We start from the raw sequence: 16908 nt of genomic DNA, 5'->3' as shown, positions 1-16908 counted from the left end.
GGCGTAGGAGTTGATGATCCAGGCGAGGCCCGTCATCAGGCCGCCAAACAGCACGACCCGGCTCGGACCGTACTTGTCGATGAAGTAGCCCTCGATCGGGGTCAGCCAGGTCTGGACCACCACGAAGATCGTGAACGCCACCTGGATGGCGGCCCGGTCCCAGCCGAAGGTCTTCTGGATCTCCGGAACGAACAGCGTCCAGGCATACTGGATGTTCGCCGCCGCAACCATGCAGGCAACACCCAGCACGATCTGAAGCCAGCGGCCCGCAAGGGGGCGCGATTCCACGTGAACAGCAGTCGATGACGTCATCGGGCGTTTCCTCTTTCCCCGCATTGAGGTCTCGAGGCCGCCGTGAATCTTGGCTCGCCCAGTGACGCAATGCTTTCGAGCATGCCCCGAAGCGTCTTGATGATGCTTATTCTCGGGCACGCGAGAACTCATAATTTGGTGTGCCAGTAATCTTTGCAATCGATATTTTTTCGCGTTTCTCCAGCTTTTTCGGGATTAAAGCGCTTCGATGTCTTTTCCTGCAGTCCTCGTGCCGCCCGAACCCGTAGAGCGCGGGCGTCGCATGGCCGGAACAGACCTCGGCCGCGGAGGCGGGGCGTCCGCGCGCGGCGCTGCCGCCCCGCTCACCCGATCGCATGCGCGGCCCTTCGGTCGGGCGCCGAGTCCAGGGTGACGCGAACGCCTTGGTCCTACCGGTAATCCGTCGGGGTGAGCCCGTGGCGGGCGATCTTGTCGTAGAGCGTCTTGCGCGGCGTCCCGAGTGCCTCCGCGGCGAGGCGGACATCGCCGCCGGCCATGATCAGCTCGTCACGGATCAGGCCGCGCTCGAAACGGTCGACCTGCTCTCCGAGGCTCGACCCCTTCGTCGACCCCTGAGCGGGCGCCTCGCCAACCTCACTCTCCGGAGCAAGCCCGAGGGCGCAGCGCTCGGCGAAATGGTCGAGCTCGCGCACGTTGCCGGGCCAGGCATGGCGCATGAGGTGGTCGCGCATCGCGGGCGTCACGGGCGGCGGCTCGCGGTTGAAGCGGGAGGCGGCGCGGCCGAGGAAGTGCTGGAACAGCAGCATCACGTCCTCCCGCCGATCGCGCAGGGGCGGAATCGCGATCGTGATGACGTTGAGGCGATGGAAGAGGTCGTCTCGGAAGGTGCCCTGGGCCGCCGCCTGGCCGAGATCGACCTTCGTGGCGGCCACGACCCGCATGTCGATCGCCCGCACCTCGTTGGTGCCGAGCGGCTCCACGGAGCGCTCCTGCAGCACGCGCAGGAGCTTCACCTGGAGGGCGAGGGGCACGCTCTCGATCTCGTCGAGGAACAGCGTCCCGCCATGGGCGTGCTCGATGCGGCCGATTCTGCGCTTCAGCGCCCCCGTGAAGGCGCCGGCCTCGTGCCCGAACAGCTTCGCTCTCCACGACGCTGTCGGGCAGGGCACCGCAATTCATCGCCACGAAGTTCCGGCTCGCGCGCCGGCTCCAGCGGTGCAGGGCATTCGCCACCACCTCCTTGCCCGAACCGGTCTCGCCGAGCACGAGCACGTCGATATCGGCCTGGGCCACCTCGCGCACCAGGCGTCTCAGCCGCACGATCTCCGGCGAAACGCCCAGGAAGGCCGGATCCGCCTCGATCGCAGCGTCGAGGCGGGCGCGCAGCCGCCGATTCTCGTTGGCGAGCCGGCGCCGGTCGAGCGCGCGCCGGACGGAGGCCACGAGGGCATCGGCCGGATAGGGCTTGGCCAGGAAATCGTAGGCGCCGTCGCGCATGGCGCCGACCGCCATCCGGATGTCGCCGTGGCCGGTGATCAGGATGACGGGCAGGTCCGGATCGGCACGGGCGATGCGCTCGAACAGGCCGAGCCCGTCGAGATCCGGCAAGCGCACGTCGCTGACGACGACGCCGGGCGGATCGGCGAGAATTGCCGCGAGCGCCGGCTCGGCGGCGGGAAACACCTCGACGGTGAACCCGTCGAGCTCCAGGCTCTGCCGGTTGGCCCGGCGGACATCCTCCTCGTCGTCGATGAAGACGATGCGCTCCGACCGATCCTGCGCCGCCTCGCCTGAACCGCTCACGTCATCGTCTCCGCTCGCTCGTCCACTGCCGGCACGGCCGCGCGCGCCAGTTCCATGCGGAAGACGCTGCCGCCGGCCTCGCCCGCCGACACCGTGAGATGGCCCCCGCAATCCTCGACGATCCCGCGGGCGATGGCGAGCCCGAGGCCGAGCCCGTCGGCCTTGGTGGTGAAGAAGGCATCGAAGATCTGCGCGCGGCTCGTCTCGGGGATGCCGGGCCCGTTGTCGGCGACCGCGACGGAGATCCGCTCGCCGAGATCCGCGACCGTGACCGTGACGCGCGGTGCCGGGGCGTCGCCGACCGCATCGAGGGCATTCTGCAGCAGGTTGACGAGAACCTGCTCGAGGCGCGGCCCATCGCCCAGAACGGCGAGGTCCGGGGCAGGGAATTCCACCGCGGGGACGATCCCGCTCTCGCGGGCGCGCGCCTCCACGAGTTCGAGGCTGTTGCCGAGGATATCCGCCAGGAGCACGGGCTCGCGGCGCCCGGAGGCGCGCCGGGCGAAACCCTTGAGCTGGCGCGTCAGGCCCGCGATGCGTTCGGTGAGGCGCCCGATCGCATTCACGTTTTCGGCCGCATCCTCCACGCGCCCGCGCCGGACCAGGATGGCGGTGTTGTCCGCGTAGGAGCGGATCGCCGCGAGGGGCTGGTTGATCTCGTGGGCCATGCTGGCGGCGAACTGGCCGAGCGCCGCGAGCCGCCCCGCCTGCGCCAGTTCACGGCCGAGGCGCTCGCGCTCCGCCTCCGAGCGACGCCGTTCCTCGACCTCGGCCCGCAATTGCCGGTTGGCGTCGCTGAGGGCCCGCGTCCGCTCCCGCACGCGGGCCTCAAGCTCGACGCGCTGGGCCGCGGCCTCCGCGAGACGCTCCCGCGTCCGAGCCCGGCGCGACGCCACCGCGACGATGCCGAAGCCGGCGAGCCCGGCGCCGAGCAGGGCGATGATCTGGGCCTGGATCCGCTCCCGATCCACCGCCGGACCGACCGGGGTCAGGGTGTGGAACTGCCAGTCGGTTCCGGGGATCGGGCTCGCGAGGAGGAGGGCGGGGCGCGCTGGCAGGGCGCCGTTGCCGATCCGCACGAGGTCCTGGTGGTCCTCGACGGGGTGGAGCGGAAGCGCCGCCAGGGGAGCCTCGCCGAATTCCAGGCTCTCGCGGATGCGCGCCCGCTCGTCCGGCGCGATCGGGCGCAGGCTGCGGAAGCGCCAATCCGGGTTGCTCGCCACCAGGACGATGCCGCGCGGATCGGTGACGAAGACGGTCTCGCGCCCCGCCCGCCACACCGCCTCGACCGCGTCGAACTCGATCTTCACCACGACGATCCCCCTGGCTTCCGGCAGCCGGCGCGTCAGGTAGAGGCCGGGCCGGCCGCTGATGGTGCCGAGAGCGAATTGCGAGCCCGAGCCTTCGGCCAGCGCCCGCCGGAAGTAGGGCCGGAAGGCGTAGTTCTGGCCGATGAAGCTGCGGGCTTCGCGGGCATTGCTCGCCGCCACGGTAAGGCCGTCCGCTCCGATTACGTAGATCACCGCAGCCCCCGTCGCGGCGGCAAGCTCGGCGAGGCGATCGTTCACGCGCTCCGCCAGCCCCGCGGCCGGGTCCGGGGCCAGGAGGGCGGCGATCTCCGGATCGGCCGCGAGGGCGAGGGGCAGGGCGCTCTGGCGCTGCATCTCGGCATGCAGGGCTCCGATCTGGAGGCCGAGCGTGGTCTGCGCCGCGCGGCGCAGGTCGCCCAGCGCCCAGCGCTCGGCAATCCGCCCGGCCGCCCAGATCACGATGAGGACCGCGACGGTTCCGGCAAGGATCGCGAGGCTGGTGCGCCACCGGCCGGGTCCGGCGCGCGGGCGGGCGCTATTGCGGTCAGGCGCCTGCGGGGCCTCGGGCAGATTCATGGGCAACGGGCCTGTGCGGATTTCCGGACAGATCTCGCGCGCGCCGTGCGGCGGATCGCCAGGGCGCCCGGCGGAGTGCCGCGCGTCATCCGAAAAACCCTCGCTCCATCAGAGGGATAACAAAAACTTTGCGAGCCCGCTCGGCTGGCACGCCGGTTGCCATTCGGGAGGCGTCGTTCGGCCCTGCCTCTGAGGCGGGCCTGCTCGCCCCAAGGGCCAACAGCGAGAGTGGACGCCGCGCGCAGCCGAGAGGCCGCCGCGGGACAGACCCACCCATCACCATCGCAACCACAGGGAGAACGCCATGCACGCCGTCCCATCGCCACTCACCGCGCCCCATGCGCCGCCCCCGCCGAAGCCGCTCTACCGGACCCTGTACTTCCAGGTGCTGGTCGCGGTCGCGGTCGGCATCCTGCTCGGACATCTGTATCCGCAACTCGGCGCGGACATGAAGCCGCTCGGCGACGCCTTCATCAAGCTCGTCAAGATGATCATCGCGCCGGTGATCTTCCTGACGGTCGTGTCCGGCATCGCCGGCATGACCAACCTCGAGAAGGTCGGCCGCGTCGGCGGCAAGGCCCTCCTGTACTTCATCACCTTCTCGACCCTGGCCCTCATCGTCGGGCTCATCGTCGCCAATGTGCTCCAGCCCGGCAACGGCCTGCACATCGATCCGAAATCCCTCGATCCGAAGGCGGTCGCCACCTATGCGGGCAAGGCCAAGGAGCAGAGCATCGTCGACTTCCTGATGAACATCATCCCGGCAACGGCGGTCGGTGCGTTCGCGGGCGGCGAGATCCTTCAGGTGCTGTTCTTCTCGGTGCTGTTCGGCTTCGGCCTCGCCTTCATGGGCGACCGCGGCAAGCCGGTGCTCGACATCATCAAGGTCCTGTCCGAGGCGGTGTTCGGTGTGGTGAACATCATCATGAAGGTCGCGCCGATCGGCGCCTTCGGGGCCATGGCCTTCACCATCGGCAAGTACGGCATCAGCTCGCTCGCCAACCTCGCCTACCTCGTCGGCGCCTTCTACCTGACCTCGGCGATCTTCGTCTTCGTCGTGCTCGGCGCCGTCGCCCGCTACAACGGCTTCTCGATCGTGCGGTTGATCCGCTACATCAAGGAGGAACTGCTCCTCGTCCTCGGCACCTCCTCGTCGGAATCGGCGCTGCCCTCGCTCATCGACAAGATGGAGCGCGCCGGCTGCTCCCGTCCCGTCGTCGGCCTCGTGGTCCCGACCGGGTATTCGTTCAACCTCGACGGCACCAACATCTACATGACGATGGCGGCGCTCTTCATCGCGCAGGCCACCGATACCCCGCTCTCCCTCGGCGAGCAGGCGCTCCTCCTCCTCGTCGCGATGCTGTCCTCGAAGGGGGCCGCCGGGGTCACGGGGTCCGGCTTCATCACCCTGGCGGCGACGCTCGCGGTGGTTCCCTCCGTGCCGGTCGTCGGCATGGCCCTGATCCTCGGCATCGACCGCTTCATGTCGGAATGCCGCGCGCTGACGAACTTCATCGGCAACGCCGTGGCCTGCATCGTGGTCGCCCGCTGGGAGGGCGAGGTCGACGAGGCGAAGCTCGCAGCCGCCCTTGCGGGCCGGCCCGCGCCCCTCGCGGCACCTGTGCTTCAGCCGGCCGAGTAAGCCGAGCACCGCGATCCGTCAGGGCCGCGCGCGCCGCAGGGCACGCGCGGCCCTTTTCCGTAATGATGATCCGCTCAGTGGAAGAAAGCGCCGTCGCTCACGACGGCCCGGCCCTCGACGCTGCCGAATTCGAGATAATGCTGCAACGGGTTGATCCCTGCCGCCGCGACATCCGGATTGGCCGCCAGATAGGCCTTGGTGTCGAAGGCGGTGGACGGATCACGGCCCTCCTTCCACCCGAAGGTGAGATAATGTTCGAGGGGATTGATGCCGGCTGCCGCCACATCGGTATAGGCTGCGAGATAGCCCTTTGTGTCGAAGAACGCGTTCGGGTTCCGGCCCTCTCGCCAACCGATCGCGGCGTAATGCGCCTCGGGGTCGACGCCCGCGTTGAAGACATCCGAGTAATTGCTCAGGTAGAAAAGGTCGTCAACGGTCTGGTTTCCGTCACCCTGAACGATAGACCGGCCGCTGAACAAGAACACCTCAGTGTTCTTGACAACTTCGGTGCCGTCGGCGCCACTGATTGTCACCAAAGCGCCAGCCGAGGTCACAGTCCCCTGAAGGAAGTTGAAGTTGAATACCGCTGTGTCGGTGCCGAGTGCGCCGTCTAAGGTGTCGTTGCCCACGCCGCCATTCAATATGTCGTCACCATAGTCGCCGAACAGCACGTCTGCCCCGGCACCGCCAAGGAGACTGTCGTTTCCTGCATCACCATCGACGAGATCGTCACCAGCGCCACCGTTTAGAACATCGTCATCGTCGCCGCCGGCGAGGAAATCGTTGCCGGCCTCACCATAGACTTGGTCACGTCCGGCTTCGCCGACCAGGAAGTCGTTGCCGTTGCCGCCGTAGAGAATGTCGTCGCCGGGATTACCAGCGGCGTAGTCGTCGCCGTCCTGCGTGTAGATGATGTCGTTGCCGGCCTCGCCGATGATCTGATCGTTCCCGCCCTGGCCGTAGATGGTATCATCACCGGGACCGCCGGCGATGTAGTCGAGATTGACACCGCCCGTGATGATGTCGTTGCCGTCCTGTCCATCAATCCGGTTGAAACCGCCGGGATCGGAAATGGCATCGTTGCCGAGAAGTCCGAGAATAATGTCGTCAGCTGCCGTGCCGGTCAGGACATCGTTGCCGTTCGAGCCCAAGATCGTTGCCATCGAATGCCTCTTGATATTGTCAAGCTGGAAATCAGCCAGAAATCAATCTGAGAGGCTAAGTCGAACGGGTCCCTTACATGCGTTAATGGATTTGTTTGAAGGCAATAAATCGATTGCTGCCAAGTGCTTATGATGCAATGTATTGCAGTTGTTTTGAAAAATTTACTTATGATATCATAGACAAATGTTAAATACGTCCACCAGTAAAGCCGAGTTTGCGTTTCTATTGAAGTCTAGCGATTTCTGATCTGAGCCGCGAGGCGGCATGGCTGCGATACAGGTCAGCATGGCCATGCGCTGCGATCTCGACGACGGGGCGGCAGCCTGCTCGCGCGTGCCGATGAGGGCTTCGTCCTTGGCTGGCCGGAACGGCCGGGCATCTGTTCGCGGGGACGGGCACCCTGCGCAATCCTGCGCCAGGATCGCCGACATGACTACCGTCCGCACTCCATCGCCCGGACGGCGATCGTTGGCCCAAGACCTTGCGGCGACTCGCCCCTGATCCGGGCGAGCCGTGAGTGCTCACGCGGCCTTGCGGCGTCCCCGGGGCTTCGGGTCGTCGGAACTGGCCTGCGCACCGGCCCGGCCGAGACCGATCTGCTTGGCAAGGGCGGAGCGTTGAGCCGCGTAGTTCGAGGCCACCATCGGGTAATCGGACGAGAGACCGTAGCGCTGCCGGTAGCTGTGCGGATCGAGGCCGTGGCCCGTCAGGTGCCGCTTCAGCGTCTTGTAGGGCTTGCCGTCGAGGAAGCTGATCAGCGCGTCAGGTGTGATCGACTTACGAACCTGCGCCGGCGTCGGCTTCTCGACATCCTCGGCGTGGGCTGTCTGGCTCGGACCGGCAGCGAGCACGTTGAGGGCTGCATGCACGCTGCCGAGGAGCGTCGACAACTCCGCCACCGGAACGGAGTTGTTCGATACATAGGCGCAGACGATATCGGCCGCGAGCGTGACCAATTCGGGCGAAACGCCCTGAGCTTCTTCTGACACGTGTTCGATCCAGTTGCTGATGAAATGCTTGTCCCCTTGCGGGCATAAATCATCGTGAGGCGATTCGGTTCAAGGGGCGCGGGCCAATAAACAATCGTAGATCACAGGTGCAAAGCCTGTTTACGCTCAGAAAAATTGCTCCCCATTGCAGCAACGCTGCTGCGAACGCGCGTGCCGCGGAGATATCGGGTTCGACGACGAACCGCGGCCGCAGCGCGGTTCGTTGACAGGGCGGACGCGGCGACGCTATCTGTTATAGCATTAGCTATAACAGATAGCCCGAGCTGCCATGCCTCTGCCCCGTCGCTTCATGCCCTTCGCGGCCTGCCTGATTGCGACAGGCCTCACGCCGGTATCGGCGGCGTTCGGACAGGGCCTGCCGACGGCGGCCGAGAACCTCACCCCCGGCGATCTCGACACCGAGCACCTGTTCGGCTTCACCGAAGGTTCCGATCTCGGCATTCCGGGCGAGCCCGAACTCGAATGGGAAACGACCGGGCGGCTCGGCCGCCGACCCGGCACCTTCGGCGCCGTCGATAGCGGTCTCGCCCTCAAGGTCCCGCTGAGCAACGATTTCCGTCTCGCCCCGGGCGTCGCGTTCAACGCGTACGAGGTCGGGCCGCCTGGCGGGCAGACCCGAACCGTCGGGGGGCTCAGCGCCGGCTTCCTCGAGACGAGGCTGCGCCTGCAGGACCGCCGCGAGGCGCCGTTCGGGCTGACCTTGAACATCGTCTCGAGCGTCGGCCGCATCGATACGGGCTCCGGCCTGCGCGCCAGCAGCTACGGAACGGAGGCGGGTCTGCTCGCCGATCGCGAACTGATCCCCGGCAAGCTCGTGGGCGCGATCAATCTCGGCTACGCCCTTGCCGCGACGCGCCTCCACCGCCTCGACGACCGTTTGCTCAGTTCCGGTCTCGAAGTCTCTGGCGCCCTGGCCTACCAGGTGCAGCCCGGCACCTTCCTGGGCGGCGAGCTGCGTTACCTGCGCGCCTATGACGGTCTCGGTCTGGACCGGTTCACCGGCGAGGCCGTCTTTCTCGGGCCGACCCTCTACGCGAGTCTCTCAGCGCAGCTCTGGCTCTCCGTCGCCTGGAGCGTCCAGGTCGCCGGACGCGCCGCCGGGGAGGGGGGAGGCCTGGACCTGACGAATTTCGACCGGCATCAGGCGCGCCTGCGCATCGGCTACAATTTCTAGCGGCTGCGCCTCAGGGATCGGTCCGTCCCCGAGGGGGAATGCCTTCAGGTGCAGAAAGCTTCGGTCGCCCGTCGCCGCCTCGGCGACGGCGGCGATCGTGTCGAGCAGATCTGCGACGCTCGGGCTGTCCCGGCCTGCGGCCGATCGCCGAGGCATCCGGTCGAGCTCAATCCGTCGGGCCGTGGTACGGCCGGCGAGGAGTTGCGCCTCGGTGAGCGCATCGAAGTCGCGTCGAGGGCGGCGCGGCATGAGTCGTTCCAGATTTGTTCCAACGCCAGGATAGCGTTCGCAATCGTGGCCGCAAGGCCTCGCCGCCCGCGGCGACGATCCGAAGCCGGGCCTTCTCGACAGCTGGGGGGCCTTGTGCGCCGGCCCTGTCGAAGCGGTCGGGCCGGAGCTTGTCGGCGCGCGACCATCTCGATGAGGGCCGCGCAAGACCTCTTCGCTGAAGGCTGAGTGTCGCTGGCGCGGCCCGCTTTCGCGAAAGCCTGCCTCCGCGTCGGGTTCGCTTCCCCGGGGACGATGCGGAATGTTCCGGTCAGCCCCATTGCAACCGGGCGGTTTGCGCCATCTTATCACCGTGCTGCCCGGGATCCGGTCAGAGGATCGATGCCGACGCGCAGGCGCGACCGGGCCATCGAGCCATGCGTGTGGGCGTTGGCTGCGTCGAGCCGATGCCATTGCGTGTCTTGCCCGCCTTCGACATGACACCTCCGCAATCACGACAGCCGAGCTGCCGCATGGCCCTTGAGATCGAGCGAAAGTTCCTGGCGAGCCGCAGCGTGCTGGAGCAGTGCAGCTTCGGCGTCAGCATCGTCCAAGGGTATCTCTACACCGATGCCGAGAACACGGTCCGGATTCGTCGTGCCGGCGAGCGGACGCTGTTCACCTGGAAGGGCCGCCGCCGCGGCGCCAGCCGAACCGAGTACGAATATGCCCTATCGCGCGGCGTCGGCGATTTCCTGCTGGCCTTCGTCCCGCCGGGCCGCCGCCTTCGGAAGACCCGATACCGGATTGCGCATGCGGATGCCGTGTGGGACGTGGACGTGTTCGGCGGGGCCTTGACCGGCCTCATTCTCGCCGAGGTCGAGCTCACCAGCGAGGACCAGGCGATCACGCTGCCGCCCTGGATCGGGCGCGAGGTCACGGCCGACCCGGATTATCGAAATTCGCGCCTCGCCGCTCAAGCCGCCACGCTGACGCCGCGCGCGGCCTGAAGGTCGGACGGCGCAACGATGCGCGTTCCACGGCGCGGCCGCTTGCGCATCATGCGAGCAAGGCTTCAGCGGGTCGGATACATACCGCCAATCCTCGATCCTTTGGGGAAATCGGCCTGCGCCGTCAAGGGCATCCACGCCTCGGCAAGCGTCGGCATGTCTCCGCTCCGGCGCCAATCCTCGGCGCTCCGGCCCGTGATTTTCGCGACGTAGTCGCGTGTCTCGGCGGGGAGGGTCGCGCGTCCCGACAGCCAGTCGCGCACGCGTTGCGGGCCGGCATTGTAGGCCGCGGCGGCATAGCCGAGATTGCCGAAGCGGTCCCGATACGCCTTCAGGAGCTCCGCCGATTTCGGGATGGCCTCGAAGGGATCGAAGGGGTCGACGAGACCGCGTTCACGCGCCGTCGCGGGCATGAACTGGGCGACCCCTCGGGCGCCCGCCCGGCTCACCGCTTGATGGTTGAGGCCGCTCTCCTGCCGCAGAAGGCGCATCAGGAACGCGACCGGCAACCCGTTGATCACCGCCGCGTGGTCGATGAATTCCGCCATGCGCTGCCGATCGCCGTAGAAGGCGCGCGACCATGCATCCTCGATCGCTCGGAACGCTGACGCTTCGAGGTCCACGCCGCTCGCCGTCGAAGCGGCCTGCCGCGCATAGGCATGCGCCGGTCCTCCCTGCATCGTGGCGGAGATGATCCAGGGCGTGGCGGCCGTGTCGGCATCGATCCCCGCGCGCGTGCCAAGCCCGCGATGATGCGCATCGTCGCGTGCGGTCGAGACGGGGTCGAGGACGAGGCCGGCCGCGACCAGAGCCAGGGTGGCAACGGCGCGGTTCACGACGGCGCGATAGGCCGCCCGCCGGAGCGCGCGCCGCATCACGGCGGCGCGGTATTCCTGCACGCTTCTTCGGCGGAGGTGCATCTCCGAGCCTGCGTTGACGGGCATCCCGCGCTCACCGGACGGCGAAGATCCGACAAATGCCGATCGCCGCGCTCGCCGCAAATGCTGTCATGCAAGCGGAAAGGTCTCAAGACCGATCTCAACATCGTCAAGAGATCCCGTATTCGTACCATTCTGGACAGAACCGGCGAAAATTCCTCCGTTCTTCTTCGAATGATCTTGTCACCTTCGCGGCAGTGGCGAGGGCTGCGGCGGATCTGTGGCCCATCGAACACAGTCGTTCCGGAAAACGCTTTGCGTCGCTGGCCGGCCATATTCCCTCCACGTCGCAGGGTGCAGGCTGATCGCGATCCGGGGCAATTCAGTGAGCGCGTCATGTCTGCTTCACCCACGGCTTCCGGCACGCTGTGCCTCGATGAAGAACTCACCGATGGGCGGTCGCCCGATATCCTCGACCCACAGGCCGTCGAGCGTGTGATCCGCGGCGTGACCTTCGCCCTCGGGGACACCTACTCGGTGTCTCCCAACGAGGCGCTGCCCGTCGAATTCGATTCGCTGATCCAGCGTTTGCTGGTCGGCCCCCTCAGTCGTCCGCGGCGTACTCCCCGGCGAAAGGCTGCTTGATGTCGGCAATTGGCTACTCCCTGGACACCACCAACGTCGTTCGGCTCCCTGCGCGCGCTGCCGATGTCGAGCCCGACGAGAACATCGCCTCGATCATCGCCGTCCTTCAGGAGCAACTGAACCTGGCGCGTGAGGGCAAGCTCCGGTCCGTCGCGATCGTGTCGGTGACGGCCGATGGTGGTGCGGTCGGCACGCAATGGTCCTGCACGAACGGCGACATCGTCAGCCTGATCGGCAAGCTCAGCGTCCTGAGCCACGACCTCATGGCTTCGCGCGAGTAGCGCGGCAAATTCCGGACGCATCGACGCGCGGCCTTCGCCCGACCCCGGGCGATAGCCGCCGCGTCATCCGGGAGGATGGGCTGCCGGAGCGCTCCCGTCGCGCGATCGCGCCGGCAGCGTCGTGGACCGGCCGCTTCGACAAGCCGGGCAGGTGATCCTCTCCGCCTCGGTCCGTCCCGGAGGCAGGCCCCGGGCCAACCGGCAAGATCCGCCGCATGCGCGCCGGCTCCCACCGACATCTCAGGCAGGCACTGCCCCTCGGGCGGCGACCTGTGCTTCGAGTTCGGCAATCCGCGCATGCAGGGGCGCAACCGCAGCCTCGATCTCCGGCAGGCTGAAGCGCGGGGTGATGTGCTGTGGGCAGTTCCAGTCGAAAGCCTCGACCGTGACGACGGCGAGGCGCTCGGTTCTGGCCCGATACGCGGCGACGCCGAAGCGCTCGGCCAGATCCGGCGCTTCGCCGGGTTCAAGCATCCGCAGGCGCCCCAGGACCTTGAGGCGGCGCCGGTTCGGGTAATCCACGAAGATCATGGCGACCCGGTCGTCGGCCGCGAGATTGCCCTGCGTGACGTACTGGCGGTTCCCCACGAACTCGCTCCAGCCGAGCGTCCGGTCGTCGACCTGGCGGACGAAGCCCACCGGGCCGCCCCGATGCTGCACGTAGGGCCAGCCCGTCTCCGAGACGCTGGCGAGGTAGAAGCTGTCCCGTGCCCCGACGAAGCCGGCTTCGCGGTCGCTGAGACGATCGCCCGAGACGTCGTCTTCGGATGCCGCGGCCGCCGAGGCGTAGGCTGCGCGCGATCCCCGGCGCGCCTGCTCGGACTGGACGGATGGGGTGAAGGCGAGATCGAAGAAGCGGTGTCGCATGGTGTCCCTCCTGTTGGCGGGATGCGCCGTCCGCGCCACGCTGGCCGCATCACCCCGGGCAGCGGACGGAGAACGGGCCGGCATCGACGCTCTGTGTCGCCTCGATGTAACGGCTGGCGCCGGATGTAAGAATGGCCGCAATCGGCAAGGCCAGCTTCCGGATTCTGCAACAATCGATCGGGATGTCGTGGCCCGCGGCGCCCTTGCGGGAAACGCCCCATTGATCGGGCGCCCGGCCGCCGTGGAGCCGATGACCTCTCCCGCCCGTGCCAATCAGGTCCGTGCCGGCCAATCCATGTCGGCCAATGGGTGGTCCCGCAGCGGGTCGGCGCGCCGCATGGCGCCGGGATCTCGGTGGCGCTGACCGCGACGGTTTCCAGGCCCATCAAACGGGCCGGGTCCGCAAGCAGAACGAGGGTGCGATCTCAGACCATCGGGGTCATTGGGGGTGCCACGAAGCCCTATTGGTGTAGTATCATTCGCAACATAACATGTGTGGTTCCAAGGGATATCTTTGCGATGTCCGCGTGACATTGCAGACTGGCAGTCTCGACAAAAGCACGTTCAGCAATCGTGGTGGTCCGCGTCCGGGCGCCACGTGTAAAATCGAGAGCATAATCGTAGATCTCGCCTCCTGCCGTTTGTGCAGGTCGTAAGCCGCAGAAATTCGGTGGGTACAGCTCGATAGCTCCGACGCCTGGGTGGCATCCCGAACGTTTCATCGCTGCATTCGGGCGTTGGTTCTCGTGTTCAGAATGAGCATCATGATCTCAAGCAAGGATTCCTTGATATTGGATCACGGCGTTCGTTCGATGATGCCCGCTCTCGTCACGGCATTGACGTTCGGGCTTTTCATCAACGTCCTGCTGCTCGTCAGCCCGCTCTACATGCTGCAGATCTACGATCGTGTGCTGTCGAGCCGGAACGAGGTGACGCTGATCGGCCTGACCGTGATCGCGGCCTTCGCGCTCCTGGTCTGCGCGGTGCTGGAGATGCTGCGCGCGCGCATCCTGGTGCGCGGCGGGCTGGCCTTCGATCAGCAGATCGCGGAGCCGATCTTCGGCGCCGTGCATCGCGGCAACCTGCGGAGCCCCGAGGCCGGTCACGGTATCGCGTTGCGGGACGTCGATACGGTGCGGGAGTTCCTGACCGGCCCCGGCCTGCTCGCGATCTGCGACGCGCCGTGGGCTCCGATCTTCCTCGGCATCTGCTTCGTCCTGCATCCCTGGTTCGGCTGGATGACCGCTGCTGGCGGCGCCGCGATCCTGGTCCTCGCCCTCGTCAACGAGTGCGTGACGCGTCGCGCCCTCGCGGCGGCGGGCCAGGCCGTCAGCGCGGCCGGTCGCACCGCCCAGGCGACCTTCCGGAACGGGGACGTTATTCAGGCGATGGGCATGCTGGCGGCCCTGCGCAACCTCTGGAGCGGGTGCCACCGCGCCGTCCTGGCGTCTCAGGCCAGCGCCAGCGACCGTGCCGGCCTCATCGTCGCCCTGTCGAAGTTCATCCGCATGCTCCTGCAGATGATGATCCTCTGCGCCGGCGCCTATCTGGCGATCCACCGGGAGATCACCGCCGGCTCGATGATCGCCGCCTCGATCCTCAGCGGGCGCGCGCTGGCGCCGGTCGAAGTCTTGGTGGCGAACTGGAAGGGCTTCGTCTCGGCCCGCCTCAGCTACGGGCGTTTGAGGCGCCTCGACGCGTTGGCCAGACCGCGGCGCGAAAGCCTCGCCTTGCCGCGGCCCCACGGTGCGATCGAGGCCGAGAACCTGTTCGCGGCGGCCCCCGGCCAGCACGATCCGATCCTGCGCGGGATCAGCTTCCGGCTCGCACCCGGAACCGTCCTGGGCGTCGTCGGGCCGAGCGCCGCCGGCAAGTCGAGCCTGGCGCGCGCGATGACGGGGGTCTGGCCGGTGCAGCGTGGCACCGTGCGGATCGACGGGGCGGATCTCGCGCACTGGGATCCGCAGGTCCTCGGGCGCCATGTCGGCTACCTGCCCCAGGATGTCGAGTTATTCTCCGGCACGGTAGCCCAGAACATCGCCCGGTTTCAGGAGATCGACGCGGAGGCGGTGATCGCGGTCGCCCAGGCGGCCGGCTGCCACGCCATGATTCAGGAACTCGCCGACGGGTACAACACGCAGATTGGGGCCGGCGGATATGTCCTGTCCGGCGGGCAGAGGCAGCGCATCGCGCTCGCCCGGGCCATGTACGCGGATCCCTGCTTCGTCGTGCTCGACGAGCCGAATGCGAACCTCGACACGGAGGGGGAGGCGGCGCTGATGCGCGCCGTCTCCGCACTCAAGAGCCGCGGCACCACGGTCATGATCATCACCCACAAGGTGAACGTGCTGGTCGAGGCCGACCTCGTCCTGGCGATGGATGCGGGGATCGTCCAAATCTCCGGGCCGCCGGAGCAGGTGCTGCCGAGCGTGTCGGGGCCCCGTCCCGTCCCGAGCTTTCCGGGCGACAGGAACGAGGATCCCGTCCTTGTTCCCGCCCAGCGCGCGGTCGGGTGAGCCATGGTACCGACACTGGCCGGATCGTCGAGCTTGCGGCCCTTCCCGCGCGAAGCCGTGGCACCGGGAGGTCCTCGGCAGATCGCGCCGCAGGCCGCGCGAGGTCCGGTTCCCGTCACGACCTGGCGATACCACGCGATCGCCGGCTATACGCTGATCGTCCTCACCTTTGGGGTGGTCGGCGGCTGGAGCATGGTGGCGCGGCTCGATCGCGCCATCGTCAGCCCCGGCGTGATCAACGTGGAATCGAGCCGCAAGGTCGTCCAGCACTTCGAGGGCGGCATGGTCCGTCAGGTGCTGGTGAAGGAAGGGCAATCCGTCCAGCAGGGCGACATCCTCCTGCGGCTCGAATCCCTGCAGTCGCGCGCCAGCGTCGACCTGTTCCAGGGCCAACTCGACGCCGCCCTCATCCTCGAGGCGCGGCTGATCGCCGAGCGGGACCGCAAGAGCGGTCTCGACCTGCCGCGGGAGATCTCCGAGCGCGTCGCCGACCCGAACGTCGCGCGGGTGATCAACGATCAGTTGAACCAGCTCCAGGAGCGGCAAACCTCCCTGCGGGCGCAGATCGATCTCCTGGCGGCCCGCATCACCCAGCTGAAGACGGAGATCAGCGGGCTGGCGGTCGAGCGCTCCTCCGTCCAGGAGCAGGTCGGCTTCATCAATCAGGAACTGACCGGACTCCGGCAATTGCGTGACAAGAACCTGATCCCGCTCTCGCGCCTGCTCGTGATGGAGCGCGAGCGGACGCGGCTCGAAGGCATTCTCGGCCGTTCCGTCGCCGATACGGCCAAGGCGCAGAACGCCATCGGGGAAGCCGGTATGCAGGTCGCGCAGCTCAAGCAGAAGCTTCAGGAGGACATCGCCGGACAATTGCTGGAGGCGCGCCAGAAGATCTCCGAAGTGCGAGAGAAGCTTCTGGTTGCGCAGGACATCTTTCGGCGGCTCGAGGTGACGGCGCCCCGCGACGGCGTGGTCCAGGCGCTCAAGGTTTACACGATCGGGCAGGTGATCCGCTCGGGCGAACCCCTGATGGAAATCGTGCCGACCAGCGACAAGCTCGTGGTGCATGTGCAGTTCACCCCGAACGACCTCGAGACGGTCCAGGCGGGCATGCCGGCCGAGATCCGGTTCCCGACCTTCCACTCACGGCGGATTCCGACCCTCCTCGGCCATCTCACCTCGGTGTCGCGCGACCGCCTGATCGATGAGACGACGAAGCAGCCCTACTTCCTCGGCATCATCGAGATCAGCGAAGTTGAGGTTCCGGACGCGATCCGGCATCGCCTGGTGGCGGGCCTTCCGGCCGAGATCGTCGTCACCACGGGCGAGCGCACGGCGCTCGACTACATGGTGGCACCCCTCTTCGAGGCGATGGGACGCGCTTTCCATGAGCGCTGACATGAGCGCTGGGCCGGTCGCTCGCGCGGTTCCGCACGAGGATCGCGGTCCTTTGGTACGCTACCTGCGGTTGCTTAGGCATCGCGTTCGGATCAGCATCCGCGGAGACTGGATATCCGCAAAGCTTAGCAACCCCCGGGACGGATCAGGCAGG

The 16908-nt window shown here is 67.3% G+C and carries 14 protein-coding genes and 1 pseudogene; 8 read left to right on the top strand and 7 right to left on the bottom strand.

The window, feature by feature from the left end; genetic code table 11:
- From F6X53_RS02090 to F6X53_RS02080, 3 genes and pseudogenes are all read right to left on the bottom strand, one after another.
- Positions 1 to 312, bottom strand: a 312-nt coding sequence (locus F6X53_RS02090; protein ID WP_483403759.1) for an MFS transporter, incomplete at its 3' end; no start/stop codon positions are given.
- A gap of 389 nt (positions 313 to 701) precedes the next feature.
- Positions 702 to 2076: pseudogene (locus tag F6X53_RS02085) on the bottom strand (sigma-54-dependent transcriptional regulator).
- Positions 2073 to 3962, bottom strand: a complete 1890-nt coding sequence (locus tag F6X53_RS02080) for a sensor histidine kinase (protein ID WP_150996670.1) — start codon at positions 3960 to 3962, stop codon at positions 2073 to 2075. Before F6X53_RS02080 ends, F6X53_RS02085 begins: the two are co-directional and overlap by 4 nt.
- 304 nt (positions 3963 to 4266) lie before the next feature.
- Here F6X53_RS02080 and F6X53_RS02075 point away from each other — a divergent pair, with 304 nt between their 5' ends.
- Entirely contained in the window at positions 4267 to 5604 is a 1338-nt protein-coding gene (locus tag F6X53_RS02075) for a dicarboxylate/amino acid:cation symporter (RefSeq protein WP_150996668.1), read from the top strand.
- Positions 5605 to 5678: 74 nt separating this feature from the next.
- Here F6X53_RS02075 and F6X53_RS02070 read toward each other — a convergent pair whose 3' ends face one another.
- Positions 5679 to 6767 carry a calcium-binding protein gene (locus F6X53_RS02070; protein ID WP_150996666.1) on the bottom strand — a complete coding sequence of 363 codons (1089 nt, stop codon included), beginning with the start codon at positions 6765 to 6767 and terminating at the stop codon, positions 5679 to 5681.
- Positions 6768 to 7289: 522 nt separating this feature from the next.
- Positions 7290 to 7757, bottom strand: a complete 468-nt coding sequence (locus F6X53_RS02065) for a Ros/MucR family transcriptional regulator (RefSeq protein WP_150996664.1) — start codon at positions 7755 to 7757, stop codon at positions 7290 to 7292.
- Positions 7758 to 8046: 289 nt separating this feature from the next.
- Here F6X53_RS02065 and F6X53_RS02060 point away from each other — a divergent pair, with 289 nt between their 5' ends.
- Both F6X53_RS02060 and F6X53_RS02050 read left to right on the top strand, forming a co-directional pair.
- Positions 8047 to 8952 carry a hypothetical protein gene (locus tag F6X53_RS02060; RefSeq protein WP_238296552.1) on the top strand — a complete coding sequence of 302 codons (906 nt, stop codon included), beginning with the start codon at positions 8047 to 8049 and terminating at the stop codon, positions 8950 to 8952.
- A gap of 740 nt (positions 8953 to 9692) precedes the next feature.
- Positions 9693 to 10169 (top strand): CYTH domain-containing protein, encoded by a 477-nt coding sequence (locus F6X53_RS02050; RefSeq protein WP_150996662.1) that lies wholly within the window; start codon positions 9693 to 9695, stop codon positions 10167 to 10169.
- Positions 10170 to 10234: 65 nt separating this feature from the next.
- On the opposite strand, the gene F6X53_RS33945 is transcribed toward F6X53_RS02050, so the two are convergent.
- The gene (locus tag F6X53_RS33945; protein WP_373875907.1) at positions 10235 to 11113 is read right to left on the bottom strand and encodes a lytic transglycosylase domain-containing protein; all 879 of its coding nucleotides are present in this window, start codon (positions 11111 to 11113) and stop codon (positions 10235 to 10237) included.
- A 32-nt stretch (positions 11114 to 11145) separates the two neighbouring features.
- Between F6X53_RS33945 and F6X53_RS02040 the strand changes: the two genes are divergently transcribed.
- The 3 genes from F6X53_RS02040 to F6X53_RS02030 are packed head-to-tail and all read left to right on the top strand — an operon-like array spanning position 11146 to position 11973.
- On the top strand, positions 11146 to 11412 hold the full coding sequence (locus tag F6X53_RS02040; RefSeq protein ID WP_150996660.1) for a hypothetical protein: 267 nt from the start codon (positions 11146 to 11148) through the stop codon (positions 11410 to 11412).
- A gap of 31 nt (positions 11413 to 11443) precedes the next feature.
- The gene (locus F6X53_RS02035) at positions 11444 to 11692 is read left to right on the top strand and encodes a hypothetical protein (RefSeq protein WP_150996658.1); all 249 of its coding nucleotides are present in this window, start codon (positions 11444 to 11446) and stop codon (positions 11690 to 11692) included.
- Positions 11692 to 11973 (top strand): hypothetical protein, encoded by a 282-nt coding sequence (locus tag F6X53_RS02030; protein ID WP_150996744.1) that lies wholly within the window; start codon positions 11692 to 11694, stop codon positions 11971 to 11973. Before F6X53_RS02035 ends, F6X53_RS02030 begins: the two co-directional genes overlap by 1 nt.
- A gap of 240 nt (positions 11974 to 12213) precedes the next feature.
- Here the strand turns inward: F6X53_RS02030 and F6X53_RS02025 are convergent, their stop codons facing one another.
- On the bottom strand, positions 12214 to 12840 hold the full coding sequence (locus tag F6X53_RS02025) for a pyridoxamine 5'-phosphate oxidase family protein (protein WP_150996656.1): 627 nt from the start codon (positions 12838 to 12840) through the stop codon (positions 12214 to 12216).
- A gap of 764 nt (positions 12841 to 13604) precedes the next feature.
- On the opposite strand from F6X53_RS02025, the gene F6X53_RS02020 reads away from it, so the two are divergent.
- On the top strand, positions 13605 to 15356 hold the full coding sequence (locus F6X53_RS02020) for a type I secretion system permease/ATPase (RefSeq protein WP_150996654.1): 1752 nt from the start codon (positions 13605 to 13607) through the stop codon (positions 15354 to 15356).
- Positions 15357 to 15359: 3 nt separating this feature from the next.
- A complete protein-coding gene (locus F6X53_RS02015) occupies positions 15360 to 16754 on the top strand; it encodes an HlyD family type I secretion periplasmic adaptor subunit (RefSeq protein WP_150996651.1) in 1395 nt (464 codons plus the stop codon).
- The last annotated feature ends 154 nt before the right edge of the window (positions 16755 to 16908 follow it).

It is taken from the genome of Methylobacterium soli, from assembly GCF_008806385.1.
In the GTDB taxonomy this organism is placed as follows: Bacteria; Pseudomonadota; Alphaproteobacteria; order Rhizobiales; family Beijerinckiaceae; genus Methylobacterium; species Methylobacterium soli.
The sequence above is the reverse complement of the archived record's forward strand: the minus strand, read 5'-3'. Positions and strand labels throughout refer to the sequence as shown.